The sequence below is a fragment of the Actinoallomurus purpureus genome (assembly GCF_024055795.1).
Lineage (GTDB): Bacteria > Actinomycetota > Actinomycetes > Streptosporangiales > Streptosporangiaceae > Actinoallomurus > Actinoallomurus purpureus.
This window is the reverse complement of the sequence record NZ_JAMXMY010000015.1, coordinates 174,884-198,381: the sequence shown is the minus strand read 5'-3', so window position 1 is coordinate 198,381 and position 23,498 is coordinate 174,884. Positions and strand designations below refer to the sequence as shown.

Annotated in this window: 20 protein-coding genes and 2 pseudogenes; 10 read left to right on the top strand and 12 right to left on the bottom strand. The window is 66.6% G+C overall.

Annotation, left to right across the window (positions count from 1 at the left end; translation table 11 throughout):
• The first annotated feature begins 28 nt into the window (after positions 1-28).
• Together asnB and NE236_RS26535 are read left to right on the top strand one after the other, a co-directional pair.
• On the top strand, positions 29-1,936 hold the full coding sequence (asnB, locus tag NE236_RS26540; RefSeq protein ID WP_289850918.1) for an asparagine synthase (glutamine-hydrolyzing): 1,908 nt from the start codon (positions 29-31) through the stop codon (positions 1,934-1,936).
• 109 nt (positions 1,937-2,045) lie between these two features.
• On the top strand, positions 2,046-3,269 hold the full coding sequence (locus NE236_RS26535) for a lipopolysaccharide biosynthesis protein (RefSeq protein WP_252844859.1): 1,224 nt from the start codon (positions 2,046-2,048) through the stop codon (positions 3,267-3,269).
• A 41-nt stretch (positions 3,270-3,310) separates the two neighbouring features.
• Here NE236_RS26535 and NE236_RS26530 read toward each other — a convergent pair whose 3' ends face one another.
• The 7 genes and pseudogenes from NE236_RS26530 to NE236_RS26500 form a co-directional block, all read right to left on the bottom strand.
• The gene (locus NE236_RS26530) at positions 3,311-4,324 is read right to left on the bottom strand and encodes an NAD-dependent epimerase/dehydratase family protein (protein ID WP_252844858.1); all 1,014 of its coding nucleotides are present in this window, start codon (positions 4,322-4,324) and stop codon (positions 3,311-3,313) included.
• 167 nt (positions 4,325-4,491) lie between these two features.
• The gene (locus tag NE236_RS26525; protein ID WP_252844857.1) at positions 4,492-5,376 is read right to left on the bottom strand and encodes a hypothetical protein; all 885 of its coding nucleotides are present in this window, start codon (positions 5,374-5,376) and stop codon (positions 4,492-4,494) included.
• A gap of 283 nt (positions 5,377-5,659) precedes the next feature.
• Positions 5,660-6,046 carry a hypothetical protein gene (locus tag NE236_RS26520; RefSeq protein ID WP_252844856.1) on the bottom strand — a complete coding sequence of 129 codons (387 nt, stop codon included), beginning with the start codon at positions 6,044-6,046 and terminating at the stop codon, positions 5,660-5,662.
• A gap of 188 nt (positions 6,047-6,234) precedes the next feature.
• Positions 6,235-6,777 (bottom strand): alpha/beta hydrolase, encoded by a 543-nt coding sequence (locus tag NE236_RS26515; protein WP_252844900.1) that lies wholly within the window; start codon positions 6,775-6,777, stop codon positions 6,235-6,237.
• The gene (locus tag NE236_RS26510) at positions 6,755-7,183 is read right to left on the bottom strand and encodes an alpha/beta hydrolase (RefSeq protein WP_252844855.1); all 429 of its coding nucleotides are present in this window, start codon (positions 7,181-7,183) and stop codon (positions 6,755-6,757) included. Before NE236_RS26510 ends, NE236_RS26515 begins: the two co-directional genes overlap by 23 nt.
• A 253-nt stretch (positions 7,184-7,436) precedes the next feature.
• Positions 7,437-8,882, bottom strand: coding sequence for a M1 family metallopeptidase (locus NE236_RS26505; RefSeq protein ID WP_252844854.1), 1,446 nt, complete (start codon positions 8,880-8,882; stop codon positions 7,437-7,439).
• Between the two features lie 180 nt (positions 8,883-9,062).
• Positions 9,063-9,419, bottom strand: a pseudogene (locus NE236_RS26500) (isocitrate lyase); the annotation flags it as partial.
• On the opposite strand from NE236_RS26500, the gene NE236_RS45235 reads away from it, so the two are divergent.
• Positions 9,343-9,696, top strand: coding sequence for an IS66 family transposase (locus tag NE236_RS45235; RefSeq protein ID WP_372494442.1), 354 nt, complete (start codon positions 9,343-9,345; stop codon positions 9,694-9,696). The pseudogene NE236_RS26500 and the gene NE236_RS45235 sit on opposite strands and share 77 nt — an antisense overlap.
• 726 nt (positions 9,697-10,422) lie before the next feature.
• Here the strand turns inward: NE236_RS45235 and NE236_RS26495 are convergent.
• Entirely contained in the window at positions 10,423-10,593 is a 171-nt protein-coding gene (locus tag NE236_RS26495; RefSeq protein ID WP_252844853.1) for a hypothetical protein, read from the bottom strand.
• A gap of 104 nt (positions 10,594-10,697) precedes the next feature.
• Here NE236_RS26495 and NE236_RS26490 point away from each other — a divergent pair, with 104 nt between their 5' ends.
• From NE236_RS26490 to NE236_RS26480, 3 genes and pseudogenes are all read left to right on the top strand, one after another.
• Positions 10,698-12,284, top strand: coding sequence for a hypothetical protein (locus tag NE236_RS26490; RefSeq protein WP_252844852.1), 1,587 nt, complete (start codon positions 10,698-10,700; stop codon positions 12,282-12,284).
• A gap of 373 nt (positions 12,285-12,657) precedes the next feature.
• Positions 12,658-14,877, top strand: coding sequence for a hypothetical protein (locus NE236_RS26485; protein ID WP_252844851.1), 2,220 nt, complete (start codon positions 12,658-12,660; stop codon positions 14,875-14,877).
• A gap of 76 nt (positions 14,878-14,953) precedes the next feature.
• Positions 14,954-15,079: pseudogene (locus tag NE236_RS26480) on the top strand (IS701 family transposase); the annotation flags it as partial.
• Between the two features lie 320 nt (positions 15,080-15,399).
• Here the strand turns inward: NE236_RS26480 and NE236_RS26475 are convergent.
• On the bottom strand, positions 15,400-15,975 hold the full coding sequence (locus NE236_RS26475) for an MATE family efflux transporter (RefSeq protein ID WP_252844850.1): 576 nt from the start codon (positions 15,973-15,975) through the stop codon (positions 15,400-15,402).
• A gap of 19 nt (positions 15,976-15,994) precedes the next feature.
• On the opposite strand from NE236_RS26475, the gene NE236_RS26470 reads away from it, so the two are divergent.
• A complete protein-coding gene (locus tag NE236_RS26470) occupies positions 15,995-16,135 on the top strand; it encodes a hypothetical protein (RefSeq protein ID WP_252844849.1) in 141 nt (46 codons plus the stop codon).
• Between the two features lie 97 nt (positions 16,136-16,232).
• Here the strand turns inward: NE236_RS26470 and NE236_RS26465 are convergent, their stop codons facing one another.
• Together NE236_RS26465 and aceA are read right to left on the bottom strand one after the other, a co-directional pair.
• Positions 16,233-16,442 (bottom strand): hypothetical protein, encoded by a 210-nt coding sequence (locus NE236_RS26465; protein ID WP_252844848.1) that lies wholly within the window; start codon positions 16,440-16,442, stop codon positions 16,233-16,235.
• Positions 16,443-16,598: 156 nt separating this feature from the next.
• Entirely contained in the window at positions 16,599-17,894 is a 1,296-nt protein-coding gene (aceA, locus tag NE236_RS26460; protein ID WP_252844847.1) for an isocitrate lyase, read from the bottom strand.
• Between the two features lie 151 nt (positions 17,895-18,045).
• On the opposite strand from aceA, the gene NE236_RS26455 reads away from it, so the two are divergent.
• Positions 18,046-19,482, top strand: a complete 1,437-nt coding sequence (locus NE236_RS26455) for a helix-turn-helix transcriptional regulator (protein WP_252844846.1) — start codon at positions 18,046-18,048, stop codon at positions 19,480-19,482.
• Between the two features lie 106 nt (positions 19,483-19,588).
• A complete protein-coding gene (locus NE236_RS26450; protein WP_252844845.1) occupies positions 19,589-20,554 on the top strand; it encodes a glucosyl-3-phosphoglycerate synthase in 966 nt (321 codons plus the stop codon).
• 127 nt (positions 20,555-20,681) lie between these two features.
• Here the strand turns inward: NE236_RS26450 and NE236_RS26445 are convergent, their stop codons facing one another.
• Positions 20,682-21,968, bottom strand: coding sequence for an MCE family protein (locus NE236_RS26445; protein WP_252844844.1), 1,287 nt, complete (start codon positions 21,966-21,968; stop codon positions 20,682-20,684).
• Between the two features lie 252 nt (positions 21,969-22,220).
• Between NE236_RS26445 and NE236_RS26440 the strand changes: the two genes are divergently transcribed.
• Positions 22,221-23,450: an acyl-CoA dehydrogenase family protein gene (locus tag NE236_RS26440; RefSeq protein ID WP_252844843.1), complete on the top strand. Its 1,230-nt coding sequence runs from the start codon at positions 22,221-22,223 to the stop codon at positions 23,448-23,450.
• Positions 23,451-23,498: the final 48 nt, after the last annotated feature.

The following is a 23,498-nucleotide window of genomic DNA, read 5'->3' as shown; positions in this document are numbered from 1 at the left end:
GTCAGAGTTGTGGGGGTTGAAAACACCGATGTGCGGGATAGTGGGAATCGTGTCGATGGGCCATCCGGATTCCGGCCTTCTCCGCCGTATGTGCAATGTGCTCGCTCACCGGGGGCCGGATGGCATGGGCTTCCATGATTCCGAGCGCGCCACGCTCGGCATGCGGCGGCTCGCTATCATCGACGTGGCCGGTGGTGACCAGCCGGTTTACAACGAGGACCGTACCGTGGTCGCGGTCTTCAACGGCGAAATCTACAATTTTACCGCATTGCGTAGTGAATTGCATGGCCGTGGTCACCGCTTCGCCACGAACGGCGATAGCGAGTGTCTTGTGCACTTGTATGAGGAATACGGTGATGAGCTGGTCCACCGGCTTCGTGGAATGTTCGCGTTCGCCATCTGGGACCAGACCAGGCAGCGGCTTCTCCTTGCCCGCGACCGGGTGGGCAAGAAGCCGCTTTTCTGGCGTTCCGACGGTGAGACACTGTGGTTCGGCTCGGAACTCAAGGCGCTCATGCAGGATGCTGGGGTGCGCCATGAGGTCGACCTGGTGGCGCTGCACCATTATCTTACTTATCAGTACGTACCCGCCCCTTGGTCCATTCTCCGCGGGATTCACAAACTGCCGCCGGGCCACCTGCTCTCCTGGCAGGACGGCGTCGCCGTGACGAGTCGTTACTGGCGCCTCGACTGCACGCCGCGCGAGATCACGTCCGAAGAGCAGGCCGCCGAACAGCTGCGCGATCATCTGCTCGAGGCGACGCGCGTCCGTATGGTGAGTGAGCGGCCGCTGGGGGCCTTCCTGTCCGGTGGGCTCGACTCGTCGGCGGTCGTCGCCGCGATGGCCCGGCAGACCGGGGAGCGCATCAAGACATTCAGCATCGGTTTCGACGAGGACGACTTCGACGAACGCCATTACGCGCGCATGCTGGCCCGGCGTTACGCCACCGACCACCACGAGATGGTCGTCACTCCATCGGCGCTCGACGTGCTGCCGACGCTGTCCTGGCACTATGACGAGCCGTTCGCGGACTCTTCGGCGATACCCACCTTCTATGTCGCCCAGATGAGCAGCGAGCAGGTGACGGTGATCCTCAACGGAGACGGCGGCGATGAGCTGTTCGGCGGTTACCGGCGCTATCTGCTCATGTCGCACGCCGGCCGGATTCCCGCGTTCTCGTTCCTGAGAGGTCGGCTCGACCGGGTCGGCTCTTCACTCTCGGCCCGTTGTGCCCCGCACTCGGCGCTTCAAAGGGCGGGCCGGGTGGTGGAACTGCTGGGTCACCCGACGCCGCGGCGCTATGCACGGCTGATGTCCTACTTCACTCCCGAGCAGAAGGCGGCTCTGTATTCTGACGCGCTGCGTACGCAGCTGGCGGAGGTGGACAGCTACGATCTGTTCGACGACGCGTTCGCCGCCTCCCGTGCCGACTCCGACGTCTGCCGTGTCATGGACGTCGACGTCAACACGTATCTTCCCGGCGATCTCCTGGTAAAGGTGGACATCGCCACGATGGCCAACTCCCTGGAGGCGCGTTCCCCGTTCCTCGACCAGGACCTGATGGAGTGGGCCGCCGGGCTGCCGGCCCGGCTGAAGGTCCGTTCGGGCACGACGAAATACCTGTTGAAGAAGGCGGTCGCGGAATGGCTGCCACCCGCGCTCGTGACCCGGCCGAAGATGGGGTTCGGCGTGCCACTCGCGCGGTGGCTCCGCACCGAACTGTCGGGACTCTCGTGGGACGTGTTGACGGACGACACGGCGAGATCGCGAGGGCTGTTCCGGCCCGAGGCGGTGAGGGAGTTGCTGCGACGTCACGAGAACGGACAAGACCACGCCAACCGGATCTGGGCGCTCATCCAGTTCGAACTGTGGTGCCGTGTCTTCCTCGATCCACCGCCGCCCGGGACGACCCCGGCTTCGGGATGCCGGCAGTGAATCGATCGGCTGCCTTCACGGTCCCTGGGCCGGCGCGGTGAACCGAGAGGCTCGGCAGGCCGCCCGAACCCTCGGCATCTATGCCGCCAGATTCCTTCTCGGCGCACTCATGAGCGTGGTCGTGAATCGGTCGCTGGGGCCCGAGGGGCGTGGTACCTATGCGGTGCTGATAACCGTCGCGACGGTCGCGTTGCACCTTGGTCATCTGTCGGTCGAGGAGTCGCACGTCGCGCTGTGGTCGCGAGTTGGCGACAGCGCTGTCATCACCGCCAACTGCCTGCTGTTCGGCATGGCACTCGGATGTGCCTGTGCGGTCGCCGCCGGCATCGTGGTCGTGAATCTGGGGCCCGGTGTCGTACCGGTGACGGATCACGGCTTGCTGGCCCTGGCGCTGGCCTGGATTCCCTTCGCCATGACCGAGAAGCTGCTCGCTCGCCTGATGGTCCTGAAGGCGCGCATCGACGTCAACAACTGGAGTGGACTGCTCAGCGTGGGCGTGCACTGCCCGTTGCTGGTCGGCCTCGCCACCATGGGAAGGCTGTCCCTCTGGTGCGTCGTCGCGCTGTGGACCATGTCCGCCGCGTTGCCGCTGGCGGTTCTCCTGCCCGCCGCTCGCCCGAGGCTGCGGCACTGCGATGTCGGTGTGGCGCGCCGGGCGCTCCGTCTGGGGTTGCGCTATCACACCGGTCTCGTCTCGATGTTCCTGCTGCTGCGCGCCGACATCCTGATCCTGGGCGCGATGACGACGACTGCCGAGGTGGGGCTCTACGCGGCGGCGGTAACGCTGATGGAGCTGGGCCGGGTCCCTCCTGACATCGTCGCGAACCTCGCCATGCCCCGGCAACTGGAGTACGACGAGAGGGCCGCCGCCGGGTTCACGGCCGAGGCCACGAGGATCGCCGCGCTCGCCGCAACCGGCTCTGTCGCGCTCCTGTGCGTCACCGCGCCGTTCGTCGTTCCAGCGGTCTACGGGCCGGCGTTCACGGGGAGCGTCGGCCCGCTTTTCGGTCTGGCACCGGGCCTGTGGCTGATCGGGGCCAGCAGACCGGTCGGTGCCTTTCTGCTTCGGCTGGACCGCCCGCTCCTGAATTCCGCGACGGCGGTCGTGGCCCTCACCATCAACCTCGGTCTGAACCTCGCCCTGATCCCATCGTGCGGCACCGTCGGCTCCGCGCTCGCCTCCAGCACCGGTTACGGCGTGCTCGCGGTCCTGCAGATCCTCTGGTTTCTGCGCGTCACGCGAATTCCGCTGCGTCACCTGATTCCACGACATTCCGACATTCGCTACCTGTGGGGGACGGCATGCCACTCCGAGCCCTCAAAGGTCGGCTGAGGCGGTGGCAGACCGCTGACGTGAAGGTGCGTCCGCCGCGATCAGGACCGGATCGCGGTCGCGCGTGGCGGTGCCAGGCGGCGGCATGCCGCCAGATCGCGTTTCGCGTGCTCGATGGCGTCGGAGAGGACGTCATCGAGCGGGCGCCGTGGCATCCAACCGGTCAGGAGCCGCAGCTTGGTCGTGTCGGGGACCTTCCGCTGCATGTCCTCGAACCCCGACTCGTACGCCTGGTCGTACGGGATCAGTTGGATCCGCGACCCGCTTCCGGCGCGTGCGATGATCTTTTCGGCGAGCTCCCGGATACTGATCTCGTGAGACGAGCCGACGTTGAAGGTCTGGCCGATCGCAGCGGGTTCGTCCAGGAGCCGGAGCAGTGCGTCCACGATATCGGTGACGTGCGTGAAGCAGCGTGTCTGGCGACCGTCTCCGAAGACGGTCAGTGGCTCGTCGCGGATCGCCTGACGGACCAACCGCGGAACGACCATGCCGTACGCCGGGCTCTGCCGGGGGCCGACCGTGTTGAACAGCCGGACGATGATCGTCGCCAGGTCACGCTCTCGGTGATAGCAATTGGCGAGGATCTCGTCCACGGCCTTGGCCGTGCTGTACGCCCAGCGCACGATCGATGGAGGACCGAGGATCCGGTCCGCGGTCTCCCGCAGCGGCCCCAGAGAATTCTTTCCGTAAACATCCGAGGTGCTGGCCACCAATACCTTGCGGCGGTACCGATGCGCCGCCTCGATCACGATCTGCGAACCGCGGATATTGGTGATCAACGACCTCAAGGGTTGCTCGACCACCAACCGGACGCCGACGGCCGCCGCCAGGTGGATCACGGCATCGCACTGGTGCGTGAGTTCGTCGACCATCAGGTCGTCGAGTACCGAGCCGTGGACGAAACGGAAGCCCGGGTGTTTGCCGGCCTCGTCCAGATTGGCGGGATCCCCCGTCGCCAGGTTGTCGAGGACGATGACCGAGTCGCCGCGGGCCAGCAGCGCATCGATGAGGTGAGATCCGATGAACCCGGCCCCGCCCGTCACCAGGTATGTCATCCTGCCGCCTTCCGGCATGCCGTGCCTCCCGGGCTCCGTGATCGTCGCTGCGGACTGTGTTGCCCTCCCGCGGACGGCATGGGGTGGCGGGAAGTCCGTTCCCGCCACCCCATGCCGTCCGATTGCCGTGTGCTGTCACCGCTGCGGAAGACGGTCGAGCGCTCGTGTCAGGAGCAGCCCGCAATGCTGCCGACGGGCCTGCAGTTGTTGGGGTTGTTGGCGGCCACCACACTGTTGAACAGGATCACCGGGCCGGAGGCGGGGGTGCGGAAGATTCCGCCACCATTGCCGGCGCTGTTGTGCTCGACGAGCGTGAGCACCAGCGTGGCTCGCCCACCCGGGCCGTCCAGCAGCCCGCCCCCGTTGAACCTGGCGACGTTTCCGCTGAGAGTCGTCCGGTAGAAGGTGGCGGTTCCGCCCTGCTCGGCGTAGACGCCGCCACCGCTGGTGTTGGCGGTGTTGAGGCTGACCACGCTGAACTTCACGTCGAGCCGTCCGTCGCTGTAGATACCGGCGCCGCCGCCGCCGGCACCGCTGAGATGCCTGGTCGTATTGCTGGTGACCACGGTGTAATAAAGCACCATCGTGCCGCTGTCGTTGCTGAGACCAGCGCCGTTGTCCGCCGTGTTGTATCTGACGGTGACGAATTTCAGGACGACGGTGCCGCGCGCGCTGAGGATGGCACCCCCGGTATTGGTCCCGGAGTCACCACCCTCGATGAAGATTCCGCGGATTAGGAGTCGGGCGCCGGCGGCCACCTCGAACAGGCGGAACGCCGGACCCCCGGTGCGCCGAATGTGCGTGGATGGCCCTCCGAGGATGGTGATGTCCCCCCTGATGATCGGCAGCGCGTCCCCGCCGCGTGTCCCCGTTGTGTCCGTTGGGGCGGTGAAGTCATAATTGCAGTTAGCGGCCAGATTGATCGTGCCGTGGCCGGCCGTGTTGGCGTTCTGAATCGCCGTGACCAGACCGGCCGCCCCGCCTGAAGGTCCGATGCACGGCACCGTGACGACCTGCTGTGCATCGGCCGAGGGCGGCGATGCCGTCGCCACGGCTGCCCCCATCAGCGTGGCAGCCGCTATGCCGCCAGCTGTTCTAGCGAATGAACCCATGAGGCTCCCCCCGAGCAGAATGGACATTTCTCTTGTCGGTGATGAATTGTCCTCACGGCACCGCCGACATCGGATAGAGAAACATCGCGCAGGCTATCACGCCGCTTCGAGGGGTCGGCAATTTCTGATCCTTGACTGTCGTTGACTGATATTTTATCCGTGCCCGTTCGGACTGAAGTGGCATAGGTGGGTGGCTCGTGGATATGCGCCGTGTCCGGCGTCATCACGTTCTGGGCGGCCATCCGAACCGGCCGTGGCCACAAGAAGGCATATTTCCAGTGCGTCCATAGTGCTGGAGTTGGCGGCGCGAAAGGCGGTAAATCACAACTAGAGCCGCCTGTGCCGGGCGGAGCTCGCCGAGGCGTTCGGCGGTGCCGAAGGTCAGGTCGGCGATCGTGAAGGGCACTCCCGCCGTTCCGTACAGGAACATGACCTCGGGCAGGGAGAACCCGTTGGTGAACGTCGCGGACAAGGCCGCCATCCGGTAGGTGCTGTAGCGCCGGAACGCGTACGCCGCGACCCAGGCGTACCGGAGCGGAGCGTGAAGGGAGGGGGTCGCCCGTGCGCCGACCCTCGCGCCGGGACTCCCACAAGGCGACCTCTTCCTCACCGACCGTGACCGCCGTGGATGCGCGCGAACGGCCCCGGGCGCCGGGCGCAGGCGGTCGGCAGCCTCCCGCAGCCGGTCTCACACCGTACGGCGCGGGCGGCCGATCGGCCGGTGGATTACGGCCGATCCGGCGCCCGCGCCATGGCCGCGCGCGAGCCCTCCGCGGGCCGATCGGGAGCGGACCGGCCTCAGCCGGTTCCCAGGACGTTGCGGAAGGTGCGGATGGCCTGCTCGATGGCGGCGGTCGCCGCGTTGGTCGTACGGACCGGGTTGAGCATCATGAAGTCGTGGATGATGCCGTTGTAGCGCACGCTCGTGGTCGGGACCCCCGCCTGGGTGAGCCGGCGCGCGTAGGCCTCGCCCTCGTCGCGCAGCACGTCGCTCTCGTCGACGATCACCAGGGCGGGCGGCAGGCCGGCGAGATCCTGCGGTTCGGCGCGGAGCGGTGAAGCGGTGATCTCCGCGCGCTGAGCGGGATCGGTGGTGTAGGCGTTCCAGAACCAGGCCATGGCGCCCGCGGTCAGGTAGGGGCCGCCCGCGAACTCCCGGTAGCTGCCGGTGTCCTGCGCGGCGTCGGTCACCGGGTAGTACAGCGACTGGTGCACGAACGTCACGTCACCACGCCGCTTGGCGAGGATGGTCAGCACGGTGGCCATGTTGCCGCCGACCGAGTCGCCGGCGACGGCGAGGCGAGAGGCGTCGAGACCCTCATCGGCGCCGTTCCGGGTGATCCACTGCGCGGTGGCGTAGGCCTGCTCGCGCCACCGGGTACTTCGCCTCCGGCGAGCGGTCGTACTCGACGAAGACGATGGCGGCGTCGGCGCCGACGGCGAGTTCACGGACCAGGCGGTCATGGGTGCCGGCGTTGCCGAGGATCCACCCGCCGCCGTGGACGTACAGGACGGCTGGCAGCGGACCGGCCGCCCCGGGCGGCTTGACGATCCGGACCCGCACGTCGCCGACCTCCGCCGGAACGGTGATCCATTTTTCGTCGACGTCGGGCTTGTCGATCGGTGCGGCCTGGATGTCGTCGAGGACCTTACGGGCTCCCTCCACGCCCCGCTCGTACAGGAACGGCGGCTTGGACGTGGCGTCCGCGATCTCCTGTGCGGCAGGCTCCAGCACGTGCTCGCTCATGGCACTGCTCCTTGTTTCACGGTGAGTAACTCGTTCATTTCTGGGAGCTACCCACGTGGAGCCGGTCCTCGAACCGCGCCAGGCCGACGCGTACGTCGTCAACGGGCCCGCGCGTCCGCCCGCCGAGTCCCGTTCCATGCCGTCCGGTCCGCCCGGCCGGGGAGGGCCCGGAACGAGCGACCGCCCCCCGACGTCACGCGTCGGGGGGCGGTGCACGGGCCGGCGGCCGGGGACGGTTCCCGGCCGGGGCGGGTCAGCCCTGCGGCAGGGCCGGCCTGCCGGGGGACCAGAGCCAGGTCTTGAAGAACCCGCTCAGGTCCTGCCCGGAGATCTTCTGCGCGCGCGCGGTGAACTGCTCGGTGGTGGCGTTGCTGTACCGGTGCTGGGTCGCCCAGGTGCGCAGCGTCTTGAAGAAGGCCTCATCACCGATCTTCTCCCGGAGGAACTGCAGCACCATGGCGCCGCCGCTGTAGACGCGGTCGTGGAACATGGTGTCGCGCTTCGGATCGGCGATCACGACGTTCCACCAGCTGTCGGTCGCCGCGTGGCTGTTGTAGACGGCCCGGGCCTGGTCGTGCAGGGTCGCGCCGCCGTGCTTCTCGTTCCAGTAGAAGTGCGAGAAGGTCGCGAAGCTCTCGTTCAGCCAGATGTTCTGCCAGGTCTTGACCGAGACGCTGTCGCCGAACCACTGGTGCGCGAGCTCGTGCGCGATGGAGGTCGTGTTGCGCACGTCGGAGTACAGCGGCCGGGTCTGCGTCTCCAGGGAGAAGCCGATCGTCTTCCCGTTGTACGTCGCGAGGTCGGCGATCGCGCCGGTCGAGTCGAAGGGGAACCTCCCGTACTGCTTGACCCACAGGTCGGTCGCCTCGGCCGTGGTGTCCCAGAAGAACTTGGTCGGGTCCGGGTGGTTCGGGTCCCGGTTCTTGAGCTTCGGGTCGACCGCGATGGTCTCCGGGATGCCGCCGGGCGTCTTGCCGCTCTTGAAGTCCCACTTGCCGACGTCGGCGGTGGCGAGGTAGGTCGCCATCGGGGCCTTCTCGTCCCAGACGAAAGTGCTCTTGGCGCCCTTCGTGTGCTTCGAGACCAGCCGCCCGTTCGCGACCACGCTGAGCCCCTTGGGCACCGTCATCTTGAAGGTGAAGGCGGCCTTGTCGGCCGGGTGGTCGTTGCTCGGGAACCACGTCGACGCGGCGTTGGGCTCGTCGCCCATGAACGCCCCGTCGTCGGTGTGGACGAAGCCGTACGGGGAGCCGAACACGACGGGGGAGCCGACGATAGTCTGCGGCACGCCGCCGTACGTCACCGTGGCGGTGAAGCGCTTGCTCTTCCTGATGCCGCTCTTCGGCGTGATGACCAGTTCCTGGCCCTTGCGGGTGAACTTGGCCTTGTGTCCGTTGACGGCGACCTTCGTGACCGTCAGCTGCTGCAGGTCCAGGTCGAAGCGCGACAGGTTCTGCGTGGCACGCGCGGTCAGCGTGACGACGCCGTCGAGGCGCTTGGTCGAGGGGTTGTACTGGAGGTTGAGCCCATAGTGCAGGGCGTCGTATCCGCCGTTGCCCTCCAGCGGGAAGTACGGGTCGCCGATGCCCGGGGCACCGGGGGAGAAGTGAGGCCGCACCGCGGCGGACGCGGACGGAACGAGGGCCGCCACGGAGGCGAGAGCCGCACCGACGGCCACCAAACGGGATGTTCTGCGCATGTGGGGGGTTTCCTTGTGCAGAAGATCAACTGGACCCAGCGACTCTGGCGTACGTGCGGGGGATTGTCCAGACGTTATGGCCAGAGGTGGCCTGTACCCCTATTTGCCGACAAGACCGGAATAGAACATGCGATGGCCCCCGGCATCGCCGGGGGCCACCGCGCCGACCTGGGACGGTTCTCAGTGGGCGCTGACGAACTGCTCCTCTTCGGTGGAGCCCTTCAGTGCCACCGTCGAGGAGTCGGGCGCGATCGCCGTGCTGACCCGGTCGAAGTAACCGGTGCCGACCTCGCGCTGGTGCTTGGTGGCGGTGTAGCCGTCCCTCTCGGAGGCGAACTCCGCCTCCTGCAGCTCCACGTAGGACGTCATGCCGTCCTGGGCGTAGCCCTTGGCGAGGTGGAACATCGAGTAGTTCAGCGAGTGGAAGCCGGCCAGGGTGATGAACTGGAACGTGTAGCCCATGTGGCCGAGCTCACGCTGGAACTTAGCGATCGTGGAGTCGTCCAGGTGCTGCTTCCAGTTGAACGACGGCGAGCAGATGCGCCGGTGCAGTACGGTCCGGACATCGCTGCGATCGTCATTCGCGTCCCGGCTGCGATGGCACTCGGCCTCGGCCGGCAAGTGCGTCTGCGCCCGACGGGGAGTCCGGGCCACTGCGGCACGCGCTTCCAACCGGGAAAAAGACCATAACGCGCTGGCACGCCGACTGCTCGACAAGCACGACGACCACCTGCGGTTCACCATTGACGCGCGGGTGCCGTTCGATAACAGCGCAGCCGAACGCGAGATTCGGATGATCAAGATCCGGCAGTAGGTCTCAGGCTGCCTGCGCGCGTTCACCGGAGCCGAGCAGTTCTGCGCCATCCGCTCCTACCTGGCCACCACCGCCAAACACGGCCTTGGCCTGTTCGACGCCCTCACCCGGCTCACTACCCGGCACCCCTGGCTGCCCTCCGCCGCCTGAAATACAGCTCACACAACCTAAAGCAGCTGACCAGTCACTCCACCCTTTGTCGCCTGAGACGGTTTCTGGAGTATGGAGATCCGCCGTGGTCTGGGAGTGTCGCGCCGACTGCTGCCGATTCGCACGATGTTGCTCGTATTCTGCGAGCGATGGCAATATTTACCTTGGAGATTAGCCATACTGTCTTGTTTTTGCAAGATCATCACTCTGTTGTTGTTACGTTAACGACGGTCGAGACTCTTCGTTAACGGCCAACTGTCCTGTCCCATCGAACCTGAGGCGGTCTCGTTGATCACGAGGCATTCGCTGATTTGTCTCACCTACTTGAGGCATTGATCGCTAAGGTGCGGTGATCCGCATCGGCGATCTTGGGATGGCGTGGGTGCCAGCAGATCCCGGAAGTACTCGGTGACAGCCTCCACCACCGTCCCATCGGGGCCAAGCAGATGAAAGGGCTCGTACCGGTTACCCGTGGCCACCGGCCGACCCGACTGAGGCACAACCAGCCCCGCCAGATCCCGCTTCGGAACACCATATCCGATCATGGGCCGAGAACGTACCGCCAGAAACAGCCACCTACCCGTTGAACTGCCGAAATTCCCGATCTTGTTCAGTCAACAGGGCATCGCGGGCGACGGCGTCGAAGGTGAACCGCCGGCCGGTGGCGTCCATCCGGCGCAACGCGGCGACGGCGCGTTCGCGGGTCTGTTCGGCTCGGCGTGCGCTCGCGCCCACCACCGGCCACAACCCCGGATAATCGACGGTGGTTCACGGCGACGATACAAAAACATGACACTGCTCAAAACCGGAGCTCCGGGTTGTCTCTTGGCCGGCTGGCTATCGTTCATGTCATGAGCGACCAAGCAGCGGCGGAGGAGTCGACTCATCTTGCTTCCGGAATTACATCTTCGAATGTGGAGCAGCGGGGTGACACCCAGGATCCGCTGACAGATCACGGCCAACGCCGGCTTCTGGAAAGCCGATGGATAAATACGGCACTATGGGTGGTTATTGCCATTTCTCCTGCGCTCGTCGTAACATTTCTCGTGCGACACTACTTCAACGCGAGCCTGCTCGATTTTACCCCCGTAATGTCGGACGAGATCGACTACTGGCATCAGGCTGCGACATTCCGGACGGTCGGCTTCGCAGGTGGCGTTTACGGTGTCGACGAGACGCATGCTGAATTTCCCTTTCTCCACTTCGGCTCACATGGGCCTGCATACCCGATGCTTCTGGCGGGCATCGGATCGATCGCCGGATGGCGCCCGTTCTCGGGCCCGGTGATCAATATGGCCGTCATAGCGGTGGCGATCTTCAGCTACCTCGCGCTGACCAGGGCAGGCAGGATGAGAGCCGTGCTGACCGGAGTGCTTGTGCTCACGTTCTGGCCGCTGATGCTGTATCTGACGACCACCATGCAGGAGACCTTTCACCAGGCGTTCGCCGCCGCTCTGGCCGGGCTGTTCTTCCTGCTGTTGCGCCGCGGCCCGGACACGAGCCGCACGTTCTATACCGCCGCGGTCGCCCTGCTCGCGTTGGCCTCCCTGCTGCGGCCGACATGGGCGCTGCTGTTCGTACCGCTGTTCTTCCTGCGCGGCGCGGAGCTCTCTGGCCGGCGGCTCAGATGGGCGGCCGTCAAGGCGAGTCCGATCATCGTTGCAGCCTTCTGGGTCTCGAGTGCCGTGTCAACGCCCTATCCAGGCTTCGTCGCACAACTCACGGAGTTGGCCACCCGCTCTCCACTGGCCGCGGTAAAGCTGTTCCTCTGGCACTTCTGCAGCAGCACCAAGAAGCTCGCCGAGGGCAACTGGCTCGAACTGGGGCTGCGGGCAGCGCTGTTGCTGATCGTCGTGGCGGCCATCACCGGCGTTGTCCGTCACCTTCGCGGTAGCGACGCCGATCACCGCGAAGGCTTGGCCGCCCGCACGTTCCATCTCCTCAACCTCGTGCCGCTGCTGATCCTGTTGATGGGGGTGTACGACATCTTCGACTGGCGTGACTACCGGGTTCTCGCCCCACATGTGCTGCTCTCGGCGCTGGTTGCGCTGGCTCGCTCCGAGCGGACCGTCGTGATCAGCGCAGTGGCCACCAACGTGGCCGTCGTCGGCGCGGTCGGACCCATTTTCTCCGAAATCCACTATCGGCACTTCGTGCCTGTGGATACGAAGACCACCGCACTTAGCCGCTATCTCGCTTACAAGCCGGGCGCGTCGGCATGGGAGAACACGATTCTGGTCGACCGCGCCAATTTCGGACCCGGACTTGTGAACGTACCCGCCGGCCTCGGCCTGACGCTGCACTTGCGAGAGAACGATCAAACGGTCCGGTCACGCTATCTACTCGTGACAGAGGCAACCGCGCTGAAGCTCAGGCCGGACCGACTCCGGTTGCTCACCACAACCGACCAGGGCAACCTATACATCCGCAAAGACTGATCCCCTTATTCACTCAGAAGAGCGGCCGAATTAACGACTCAGTGCACTAGCGATCAGGGGGCATCGCCGATGTCGCTTCAGTGATCCAGATCGGTCCGTCAGCACACTCCACCCGCTGACCTTCCGCTGGTTCGATACTCGTGCGGAGCACCGTCATCCATTTGCCGTTCACCTTGGCGAAGGGACCACGAAGCCCGAAAAGATTGAACCGAAACGTGCGGACCTGGAGATCTATTCAAAAGCTTGTTGCTGCGTTGGTGTGCGCCGTGTTTTTTCTTTTGCGGCAAACGTTGAAGGAGCGATAATGACAGAGGCGCAGGCGGTTCGTCAAAAAGTGGTACCAGCGCGGTCGGATCGTCCGAGGCGACGGCCGATGAATCTGCTGCGATCGGGCTGGGTCCCTACGGCGCTTGTCCTTGCGGTGACTGTTGCGGTTCTTCGTTATTACGATGTCTCTTTCCGAGATACGGCGGTGTTCGGCGCCTCCGTGATTCTGGGAAAAACGGTACCGGGAGTGCTGCTCTGGCGTGCTTGCCGCGGCGGATCGCGGTTTTTCGCCGAGGAGGTGGCGGCCGGCACGGTGCTCGGTCACGCGATCATTGTGCTCGGCTACGTGCCGGCACGGTGGGCCGGGTATCCGTTGTTGGTGCTCGTGTGGCCGGGCGTCACCGTCGCCGCGTTCCTGGTCGTACCGGCACTACGGCGGTTCTGGCGAGGAGCGGGGAACACCGTTCGAGTCCCGGCGCCGTACGCCTGGGGTACCGCGGTTCTGATCGCGTTCACCGTACTCTCGAGTGGATCCGCGTTCTTCCGCCATCACGGGCTGGCCTGGCCGGGATATGCGAGGCCCTACGTCGACCTGCCTTTCCACCTCGGCCTCGTCGGCGAGCTGAAGTACCACATGCCCCCAGCCTATCCGTCCGTTGCCGGCGAGCCGCTCTATTACCACTGGTTCGCCTACGCCGACATGGCGGCCACCAGCTGGGTGACCGGGATCGAGCCGCAGACTCTGGTGTATCGACTGTTCATGCTGCCGATCCTGGCGGCGTCGCTTGTTCTGTTCTTCGCCATCGGGCGGCGGTTGACCGGCCGGTGGTGGCCGGGACTGGCGGCCCTCGGGATCGCCTTTCTCGCATGGGCGCCGACTCCCTACGTGTGGGCACCGTCTCTCGGGGCCCACCTCCTGTCGCCCGACGAAGTCGCGTGGTACAGCCCCACGCACGGGTTCGGTGTGATGTTGTTCGCCCCTGTCGTCCTGCTGCTCGTGGACATTCTCCGCCAGCCGAGATCGGGTGCCGGCCCCTGGACGCTGTTCGTCACCTTGCTCATGGCGGTGATGGGGGGGAAGGCCGTCTTTCTTCCCATTCTCCTAGCCGGGCTCTCCGCCGTGGTGATCGCGACGATGGTGGCGCAGCGGCGGCTTCACCGGCCTGCCGTCGTGGCGATTCTGGCCGCGATGCCATCCGTGCTGATCGCGCAGTTCGTGCTGTTCGGCGGCCAATCTGACGGCATGATCGTGCACCCCGGGTCGGCCTTCGCGACGGTGGCCGCGGAAACCGCATCTACTCCCGATCCCCCCGTGGCGTTGGAGGCCCTTGTGGCGTTGCTCAGCGCCTTCGGCAGGGTCTGCATCTGGGCCGGCGTATTCGGTCTTGCCGTCCGGCGGAAGACCTTCTGCGACCCACCGATTCTCCTAATCCTCGGGATGAGTGTGGCCGGAGTCGCCGCCGGCATGATTCTGCGTTTCCCCGGCAGTTCTCAGCTGTTCTTCTACAACGGTGTGATTCCGTACATTTCCCTGGCGGCCGCCTGCGGGCTGGCCACCGTATTCCGCGAGCGGATCACCCCGGGTTTTCGAGTCGCGCTTCTCAGCGCGGCAGGGGGTGGAGTCGTCACATTTCTGGCAGTCCGCGAGCTGGATGGAAGCACCAGGCCCACGGCGGATGTGGCGGTGCTGCGGATCCTCGGTCCGTTCGTCGCGCTCGTGGCGATCACTGGAGTGTTCGTGGTGGTCCTGGCCATGCTCGGACGCCGGCACCGTGTCCTGCGGCCGCTGTCGCCGGCGTTCGTTGTCGCCTTCTTTACCGGGATGGCCCTTCCTGCGAGTCTGTTCCACGTCCGCCAGATGTGGCAGGGGCCGGCTTCCCCGCCTCTTCCGAGGACGACGATCAGCTCCGGAATCCTCGAGGCAGGGCGGTGGCTGCGGGACCACTCACGCCCTGACGATCTGGTAGCCACCAACTCGGTCTGCACAAATGAGTGCCACAATCGAAACTTCTTTGCCGTATCGGCGTATACGGAGCGACGTATTCTGGTCGAAGATTGGGGATTTGAGCTGAAAACGCACGCGGAAGCGATGAAGCGGAACGTTCCCGACGAGACGGTCCCGTTCTGGGATCGACGGCGGCTGGCGGACAACGATGCGGCATTCCACCGTCCCTCGTCCGAGACGGTGCGGCGGCTACGCGACGCGTACGGTGTCCGCTGGCTCTTCGTCGACAGGAGCTATGACCGGCCCGCTCCGGGCCTGGGTAGATTCGCCTGGTTGCGGCACGAGGCCGGCGCCTGCGCCGTCTATGAGATCCCGAACTGACGCCACCGCCGACGAGGCCTACGGCCAGGTCAACTGGAAACCCACGACGCGGCACACGTACTGGCCACCCGCCACATATCAGGTCCGTACTTGGCGGGCCTGGCGGGCCCACATCACCTTGTCGATGCTCGCCCACGCCTGGCTGGCGGTGGCCCGATCCCTGGCCACAAAAGGGGCGCTGGCACCGCTGAGACAGGCGTGATCAACTTCACGCTACCGGAAATCCGCCGCCTGTTGATCAACTTGGCTCTGCGATCCACCCATACCGCCGAACACGTATGGTCCTGGTCCATCTGGCGCCGCAGACGCCAGCACCAGGCCCGCCTCAGCCACTACAAACGACGCGGATACCCACCCACTTGAGTGCCGTTGCAGTACTAAGCGCGATGTGCCTTCTGGTGGGATGCAACGTCGGCGATCGCCAGGTGGTCGTCGTTGTTGAGCGCCAGAAGGTTTGCGCCGAGGCCTTCTCTGATGCCGAGGCGCAGGATCTCTTGCTTTCGGCAGGCACGGAATGTCAGCTTATTGATAAGGAACACATGGCGGTAGTTGCCAAAGATGAGATCGAGAAACTCGTCTGGTGAGAAACTGCAGTTCAACAACCCGGCCGGGCTGTATTCGATGAGCAGTGTCGGTGGAATGGTGCCCGATGCCCTTCGCCAGGTACATCGTCACCGATCCGTTCGCCTCGCCGACCGCCATCGTCTCGACGGATACTCTTTCCGCAAGGTCGTTCTTTGTGTACCCGCAGACGGTGAGCACCACGCCCTCGACCAGGTACGGACGGGACAGGTCACCATACTCCCGAAGCCAGTCGGCCGCGGACAGGATGCGCGGCAGTACGCCGACCTGGCCGATCGCGATACCGGTGGCGATGAGTCCACCGATGCCCCAGGCCAGAAACACCCAAGTGAGTTTTGCGGTGACCGACAGCACGCCGAGCGTCGCGACGCACTGGCCCAGTCCCCAGGCGGCATCGCTCACAATGGCTTTACCAGGTTGCCCGGCGGCAACGAAGGCGGCGAAACGGGGAATACCCGACGATTCAGTACCCTTCTGGGATCGACGGCGACTTGCCGACAACGAGGCGGCCTTCAACCATCCATCGTCCGAAACGGTGCGACGCCTACGCGTCACGTACGGCGTCCGCTGGCTGTTCGTCGACCGCGACCAGGACCGGCCCGCTCCGGATCTGCGGCGACTCGCCCGATTGCGGTACGTGGCCGGAGACTGCGCCGGCTACGAGATCACCAGCTGACTCAGGCTGATCGGATAACCATGACCTCGGCTACGCGCGCGGCAGCGGGCCCCGACCGGTGAGCTCGGTGCGGGGATCTGGCAGGGAGTGGTTTGGGTCAGGCGGTCTCGGCGGGGGTGAGGGTGACCTTGTGGCCGAGGGCGTCGAGTTGATGGATGAGGCTGCGGGTCTTGCGGCTGGTATCGACGCGACTGGCATAGAAATCGGTGCCGAGGTCGGTGTAGCGGGCGGCAGGGTCGGACAGTAGGTGCCAGATGATGGTCAGGATGGAGCGGGCGAGTGCGACCAAGGCCTTGCCTTTGGGCATGCGTTTGATCAGCCGCCGGTAGCGTTCTAAAGCAGCTGACCAGTCACGGCCAGAGGCGGCCTGCTGCGGGATTGGCCGAATTGGGCCGGAATAAACGCACGCGGCGGCCCCCGGAATCATCCGGGGGCCGCCGCGTCGACCTGGAGTCAGTAGTTCTCAGTCGGCCGGGACGAACTGCTCCTCTTCGGTGGAGCCCTTCAGTGCCACCGTCGAGGAGTCGGGCGCGATCGCCGTGCTGACCAGGTCGAAGTAACCGGTGCCGACCTCGCGCTGGTGCTTGGTGGCGGTGTAGCCGTCCCTCTCGGAGGCGAACTCCGCCTCCTGCAGCTCGACGTAGGACGTCATGCCGTCCTGGGCGTAGCCCTTGGCGAGGTGGAACATCGAGTAGTTCAGCGAGTGGAAGCCGGCCAGGGTGATGAACTGGAACGTGTAGCCCATGTGGCCGAGCTCACGCTGGAACTTAGCGATCGTGGAGTCGTCCAGGTGCTGCTTCCAGTTGAACGACGGCGAGCAGTTGTAGGCCAGCATCTGGTCCGGGTACTCCGCCTTGATCGCCTCGGCGAAGCGCCGTGCCACCTCCAGGTCCGGCGTGCCGGTCTCCATCCACAGCAGGTCGGAGTGCGGCGCGTACGCCAGGCCGCGGGCGATGCACGCCTCGAGGCCGTTGCGCACACGGTAGAAGCCCTCGGCGGTGCGGTCGCCGGTCACGAAGCGCCGGTCGCGCTCGTCGACGTCGCTCGTCAGCAGCGTCGCGGCCTGGGCGTCGGTCCGCGCGATGATCAGTGACGGGACGCCCGCGACATCGGCGGCCAGGCGGGCGGCGTTCAGCGTCTTGATGTGCTGGCCGGTCGGGATGAGAACCTTCCCGCCGAGGTGACCGCACTTCTTCTCCGACGCGAGCTGGTCCTCCCAGTGCACACCCGCCGCACCGGCGGCGATCATGCCCTTCATCAGCTCGTACGCGTTCAGCACTCCGCCGAAGCCCGCCTCGGCGTCGGCGACGATCGGCGCCAGCCAGTGCGGGGCGGACTCGTCACCCTCCGCCCAGGTGATCTGGTCGGCGCGCAGCAGCGCGTTGTTGATGCGGCGCACGACGGCGGGGACCGAGTTGGCCGGGTAGAGGCTCTGGTCGGGGTACGTGTGCCCGCCGAGGTTCGCGTCGGCCGCCACCTGCCAGCCGGACAGGTAGATCGCCTTGAGGCCCGCCCGCACCTGCTGGACGGCCTGGTTCCCGGTCAGCGCGCCGAGCGCGTTGATGTACTCCCCTTCGTGGAGCAGCTTCCAGAGGCGCTCAGCGCCGAGGCGGGCGAGCGTGTGCTCCTCCTGAACCGAGCCGCGCAGGCGGATGACCTCGTCGGCGGTGTAGGTCCGCTCGATGCCGGCCCACCGAGGGTCGGTCTTCCACTGACGTTGCAGCTCTTCGGCTGCTCCCTTGAGGCGACGGTTGCTCATGGATACTGCCCTCCTCTGTCGTCCCCTGGGTGCTTGTGTCCTACTCTCTGGCCGTAGACCCGATAAGTGAACTAGCCAGTAACAAGAAGAAGTGCATAAGTTTCGCTATTATGAAGCCGTGACGGGCTTTCAAAAAGAAGAAGCGCTGAACTTGACGAATGGTCTAGACCTCGTGACGTTCGGCCAACGGCTTCGGCACCTCCGGCGTGCACGTGGCTACACCCTCTCTGAGCTGGGAGAACGCGTCGGGCGGGCACCATCCCAGCTCTCCCTGCTGGAGAACGGGCGGCGCGAACCGAAGCTGTCCCTGCTCCAGGCGCTCGCCTCGGCGCTCGAGGTTCCCGTCGAGGAGCTTCTCCGCAAGCAGCCGCCGAATCGGCGCGCCCAGCTGGAGATCGCCCTGGAGGAGGCCCAGCGCGACCCCGTCTACCGTGCGCTCGGCCTGCCCCACCTCAAGGTCGGCAAGCGGGTGCCCAATGACGTCCTCGAGCACCTCCTCGCCATGTACGAAGAGGTCAAGCGGGGCCGGACGAAGCCGACCGCCAGCCCGGAGGACGCCCGCAAGGCCAACGCCGAACTGCGCCGCCAGATGCACGAGCGCGGCAACTACTTCGGCGAGATCGAGCAGGTCGCCGCCAAGTCCCTGGAGGCGGCCGGCTACCGCGGCGGCGCGTTGTCGCAGGGCATGCTGCTGTCGCTCGTCACCCACTTCGGCTTCACCCTGCGGTACGTCCAGGACCTGCCGCGCTCGGTGCGTTCGGTCACCGACCTGCGCAACCGCCGGATCTACCTGGAGCGCGAGCAGCTCGGCATGCACACGCCGCGTACGATCCTGCTGCAGACGCTCGGCCACATCGCCCTCGAGCACGCGGTGCCCAAGGACTTCGCCGACTTCCTCCGGCAGCGGGTGGAGGCGAACTACTACGCCGCCGCGAGCCTCCTGCCCGAGCGGACGGTCGTGCCGTACCTCCAGGAGGCCAAGGCGGATCGGGAGCTGTCCATCGAGGACCTGTGCGACGTGTTCTCCGTCTCGTACGAGATGGCCGCGCACCGGTTCACCAACCTCGTGACCCACCATCTCGACCTGCCGGTGCACTTCACCAAGAACGACGAGAGCGGCACCATCTACAAGGCGTACGCCAATGACGGCCTGATCTTCCCCGCCGACGAGCACGGCGCGATCGAGGGACAGCGGATGTGCCGCCAGTGGGCCGGGCGACGGGTCTTCGCCGCCGCCGACCGGTTCTCGGTCTACTACCAGTACACCGACACCCCCACCGGAACGTACTGGTGCCTGTCGCACATCGACCCCAGCCACGACCGGGACTTCGCCATCACGCTCGGCGTGCCCTTCGAGCACTCCCGGTGGTTCCGCGGCCGGGAGACGAACCGCCGGGTCAGGTCGGCGTGCCCGGACGGCGACTGCTGCCAGCGGCCCCCGGCCGAGCTGGCCCGCCGGTGGGAGGGCCACGCCTGGCCGTCGGCGCGCGCCCACTCGCACGTCCTGGCGGTCCTGCCGCCGGGCGCGTTCCCCGGAGTGGACGAGTCCGACGTGTACGCGTTTCTGGAGCAGCACGCCGACGCGTGACCCGGTGGCACCATGTTTCCCCTGGCTGTGATGCCGCCGAAACGATGGTGAAACCCGGACGGGTGTCAATAGGCCGGAGTGCTGACGCAGGAGAGGGGACGATCAGGTGCTGCCCCAGGTACAGGCGTGGCTGCGCAACCGCATGAGCTCCGCGGCGGACTGGCCGGTGGACCGGCTCTTGGCCGCCAAGGGCGAGACGACGGTGAGCGTCGTGCTGCCTGCCCGGAACGAACGCGAGACGGTCGGTGAGATCGTCGCGACGATACGGCGAGACCTCGTCGAGCGCGCCCCGCTCGTCGACGAGATCCTCGTCATCGACTCCCGTTCCGTCGATGACACGGCCGAGGTCGCCGCCGCCGCCGGCGCGCGCGTCGTCGCCCAGGACGCGGTGCTGCCCGACCTGCCGCCGCTGACCGGCAAGGGCGAGGCGCTGTGGAAGTCGCTGCACGTCGCCCGCGGCGACGTCGTGGTGTTCGTCGACGCGGACCTCCGCAACTTCTCGTCGTCGTTCGTCACCGGGCTGCTCGGCCCGCTGCTCACCGACCCGTCCGTCGAGTACGTCAAGGCCTGCTACGACCGCCCGCTGAACACCGGCGGCGTCTCCGTCCCGAGCGGCGGCGGCCGGGTGACCGAGCTGGTCGCCCGCCCGCTGATCAACATGCACTGGCCGCTCCTCGCCGGGTTCGTCCAGCCGCTGGGCGGTGAGTACGCCGGCCGGCGCGCCCTCCTCGAACGCGTCCCGTTCGTCACCGGGTACGGCGTCGAGCTCGGCCTCCTCATCGACGTGCTCGAGGTCGCGGGCCTGGACGCGATGGTCCAGGTCGACCTCGGCACCCGCGAGCACAGCCACCAGTCGTCCGAGGCCCTCGGCGGCATGGCCGGTCAGATCATGCAGACCGCGTGGTCCCGGCTCGACCGGCAGGGCAGGATCGTCCCGCTTGAGCCGCCGTCGACCATGCTGACGCAGTTCCGCCGGGACGGCGACGGCCACCAGGCACGGGTCCGCGACGTCTCGGTCGGGGAACGCCCGCCGATGGTGGAGGTCCACGCCTACAGCGACTCGGCCGCCTGAGCCGCGCCCTACGGCTCACTCGGGGTCGCCGGGCGGGGGCGCGTCCGACCGGTCGCCGGAGCTTGAGAGAGGCTCGGCCGGTCGCGAGGGTTGCGCGGTCGCGAGGGTCGCGCGAGTCGCGGAGGGCTCAGCCGGTCGACGGAGGTGCCAGGATCCCGCCGAAGGTCGGGTCGGGGTTGGCCCCCGGCTGCGTCGTCTTCTTGGTCGTCTTGCCCTTCGTCGACGCGGGGGCGGAGCCGCTGCCGTAGGCGTCCGGCGGTGGTGGCTGCACGTCGTAGTGCGTCGTGGCCGCGGTCAGTCCCGACAGGTCCAGGCCGATCTTGCTGAGCGGCGTGCCCAGGGCGTTGAGCGGCTTGAGCAGCGTCTCGCACTGCTTGGGCGGAGCGCCGAGGGAGTACGCCAGCGAGCACAGCCACATGGCGATGTTCTGCGACTGCATCAGGTTGAGCCGGGAGTGCAGCGTGCCGTCCTGGTAGTCGTAGACCTGCATGGCGTTGGTGGCCGCGACGGGGGCCTTGTCCAGGAACTGCTGCAGCGCCTGCTTCTCCTTGACGAGGATGCCGGTCACCTGGGCGAGCCCCTGGACGTTCGCGGCGATCTGCGTCTTGTTCTCCTTGACGAATGCCGAGACCTCCTGCAGCGCGACCGTCAGGCTCTTCAGTGCCGCCCGCAGCTCGGTCCGCTCCGCGTTGAGCGTGCCGGAGACGGCGGCGAGGTTCTCCGAGAACGTCCGGATCTGCCGGTCGCTCGCCGCCATCGCCTGAGTGATCTTCGCCAGGTTGCGCACGGTCTGGCTGGCGTCGCCACGGTTGTCGGCGAGAATCCGGCTGACCTCTGACAGGTCCTGGAGGGTCTGCTTGAAGTTCTCGCCCTGCCCGTCGAGGGTCTGCGCGCTGGACTTCAGCAGCCGCGACAGCGCGCCCTTGGCGTTGGCGCCCTGCGGGCCGAGGGCCTTGGCCAGCTCGTTGACCGAGGCGTTGGCGTCGTCCAGCTCCACCGGGACGGCCGTGCTGGACAGCGGCAGGGTGGCGCCGTTCCGGAGCGCCACGCCGCCCCGGTACACCGGCGTGAACTGGATGTAGCGGTCGGCCACCAGGGACGGGACGATGATCACCGCCTGGGCGTTCGCGGGGATCTTGCGCTTGGCGTCGAACGCCATCGCGACCTCGACCATGTTGCCCTTGGGAGTGACGCGCGTGACCTTGCCGACCTTCACACCGAGCACGCGGACCTCGGTGCCGCGGTAGACGCCCGTGGCGCGCTCGAAGTAGGCGGTGACACGTGTCTGCTCGCCGTCGGGCCAGAAGACGGCGGCGAGGGCGGCGACCAGCACGACGGCCAGGACGGCCGCGCCGAACACCAGCACGCGGGTGGGGCGGGAATCCCGACGGCGGGGGGAACCGGGCAGACCCACTCAGACTCCCGTTCTTCGGGGCGGCCAGGGCCACGAGGGGCGGATTCGGCAATAAGTTATCTCTTACCTCGTGCGGGGGGTACCGCTTGTTACAGCCTCGTGACTCTCGCCGCACCGAGTCAAATCTCTTCAGGCCTTATTGTGACACTCGCCACCCTGTTACCGACGGTAGCACCCCGGCCGCTAGGGTGAGCGGGACAGTCGGTCCAATAGCGCTGCCCGCCGCCCTGGCCGGCCGTGAACGGAGGAACCATGTCGGACGACGGCCCCTCGCCCTTCTCGCTCGGGCTGAACGAGGACGTTCAGGCGGTGCAGGAGTGGGTGCACGAGTTCGCCAGAGACGTCATCCGGCCCGCCGGCCAGGAATGGGACGAGCGGGAGGAGACCCCCTGGCCGATCCTGCAGGAGGCGGCCAAGATCGGGCTGTACTCCCTCGACTTCTTCGCCGGGCAGTGGATGGAGCCGTCCGGGCTCGGCATCCCGGTCGCGTTCGAGGAGCTGTTCTGGGGCGACGGCGGCATCGGCCTGTCACTCGTCGGCTCGGGACTGGCGGCCGTGTCCGTCGCCGCCACCGGGCTGCCCGAGCAGATCGGCGAGTGGATCCCGCAGATGTTCGGCACCGAAGACGACATCAAGCTCGGCGCGTTCTGCGCCTCCGAGCCCGACGCCGGCTCCGACGTCGGCTCGATCCGCACCCGCGCGGCGTACGACGAGGCCAAGGACGAGTGGGTCATCAACGGCACCAAGACCTGGGCCACCAACGGCGGCATCGCCAACGTCCACGTCATCGTCGCCTCCGTCGACCCCGAACTCGGCACCCGCGGTCAGGCCAACTTCATCGTGCCGCCCGGCACGCCCGGCCTGTCCCAGGGACAGAAGTTCAAGAAGCACGGCATCCGGGCCTCCCACACCGCCGAGGTGATCCTCGACAACGTCCGCGTCCCGGGCTCCTGCCTCGTCGGGGGCAAGGAGAAGCTCGACGAGCGGCTCGCCCGCGTCCGCGAGGGCAAGCGCGCCGCCGGCCAGGCCGCCCTGCGCACCTTCGAGGCGTCCCGCCCGACGGTCGGCGCCATGGCGGTCGGCATCGCACGCGCCGCGTACGAGTACGCGCGCGACTACGCCCGCGAGCGCGAGCAGTTCGGCAAGAAGATCGGTGACTTCCAGGCCATCGCCTTCAAGCTGGCCGACATGAAGACCCAGATCGACGCCTCCCGCCTCCTCGTCTGGCGCGCCGCGTGGATGGGGCGCAACGGCAAGGAGTTCTCCAGCGCCGAGGGCTCGATGGCCAAGCTGCACGCCGGCGAGACCGCCGTACGCGTCACCGAGGACGCCATCCAGATCCTCGGCGGCAACGGCTACACCCGCGAGTACCCGGTCGAACGCTGGCACCGCGACAGCAAGATCTTCACCATCTTCGAGGGCACGTCGGAGATCCAGCGCCTCGTCATCGGCCGCACGATCACAGGATTGCCGGTCCGCTAGCGTCTTCGCAGGTCAGATGTATTGCGCGTGGTCGTCTGTGCTGGGTTT

What these genes read in the sequence shown, in the direction of transcription:
- NE236_RS26535 (WP_252844859.1), top strand. Translation starts at nt 2,046, where the DNA reads ATGAGCGTGGTCGTGAATCGGTCGCTGGGGCCCGAGGGGCGTGGTACC.
- NE236_RS45235 (WP_372494442.1), top strand. Translation starts at nt 9,343, where the DNA reads ATGTGGCCGAGCTCACGCTGGAACTTAGCGATCGTGGAGTCGTCCAGG.
- NE236_RS26505 (WP_252844854.1), bottom strand. Translation starts at nt 8,882, where the DNA reads ATGCGCAGAACATCCCGTTTGGTGGCCGTCGGTGCGGCTCTCGCCTCC.
- asnB (WP_289850918.1), top strand. Translation starts at nt 29, where the DNA reads ATGTGCGGGATAGTGGGAATCGTGTCGATGGGCCATCCGGATTCCGGC.
- aceA (WP_252844847.1), bottom strand. Translation starts at nt 17,894, where the DNA reads ATGAGCAACCGTCGCCTCAAGGGAGCAGCCGAAGAGCTGCAACGTCAG.
- NE236_RS26485 (WP_252844851.1), top strand. Translation starts at nt 12,658, where the DNA reads ATGAATCTGCTGCGATCGGGCTGGGTCCCTACGGCGCTTGTCCTTGCG.
- NE236_RS26510 (WP_252844855.1), bottom strand. Translation starts at nt 7,183, where the DNA reads ATGAGCGAGCACGTGCTGGAGCCTGCCGCACAGGAGATCGCGGACGCC.
- NE236_RS26465 (WP_252844848.1), bottom strand. Translation starts at nt 16,442, where the DNA reads ATGCCCAAAGGCAAGGCCTTGGTCGCACTCGCCCGCTCCATCCTGACC.
- NE236_RS26440 (WP_252844843.1), top strand. Translation starts at nt 22,221, where the DNA reads ATGTCGGACGACGGCCCCTCGCCCTTCTCGCTCGGGCTGAACGAGGAC.
- NE236_RS26490 (WP_252844852.1), top strand. Translation starts at nt 10,698, where the DNA reads ATGAGCGACCAAGCAGCGGCGGAGGAGTCGACTCATCTTGCTTCCGGA.
- NE236_RS26530 (WP_252844858.1), bottom strand. Translation starts at nt 4,324, where the DNA reads ATGACATACCTGGTGACGGGCGGGGCCGGGTTCATCGGATCTCACCTC.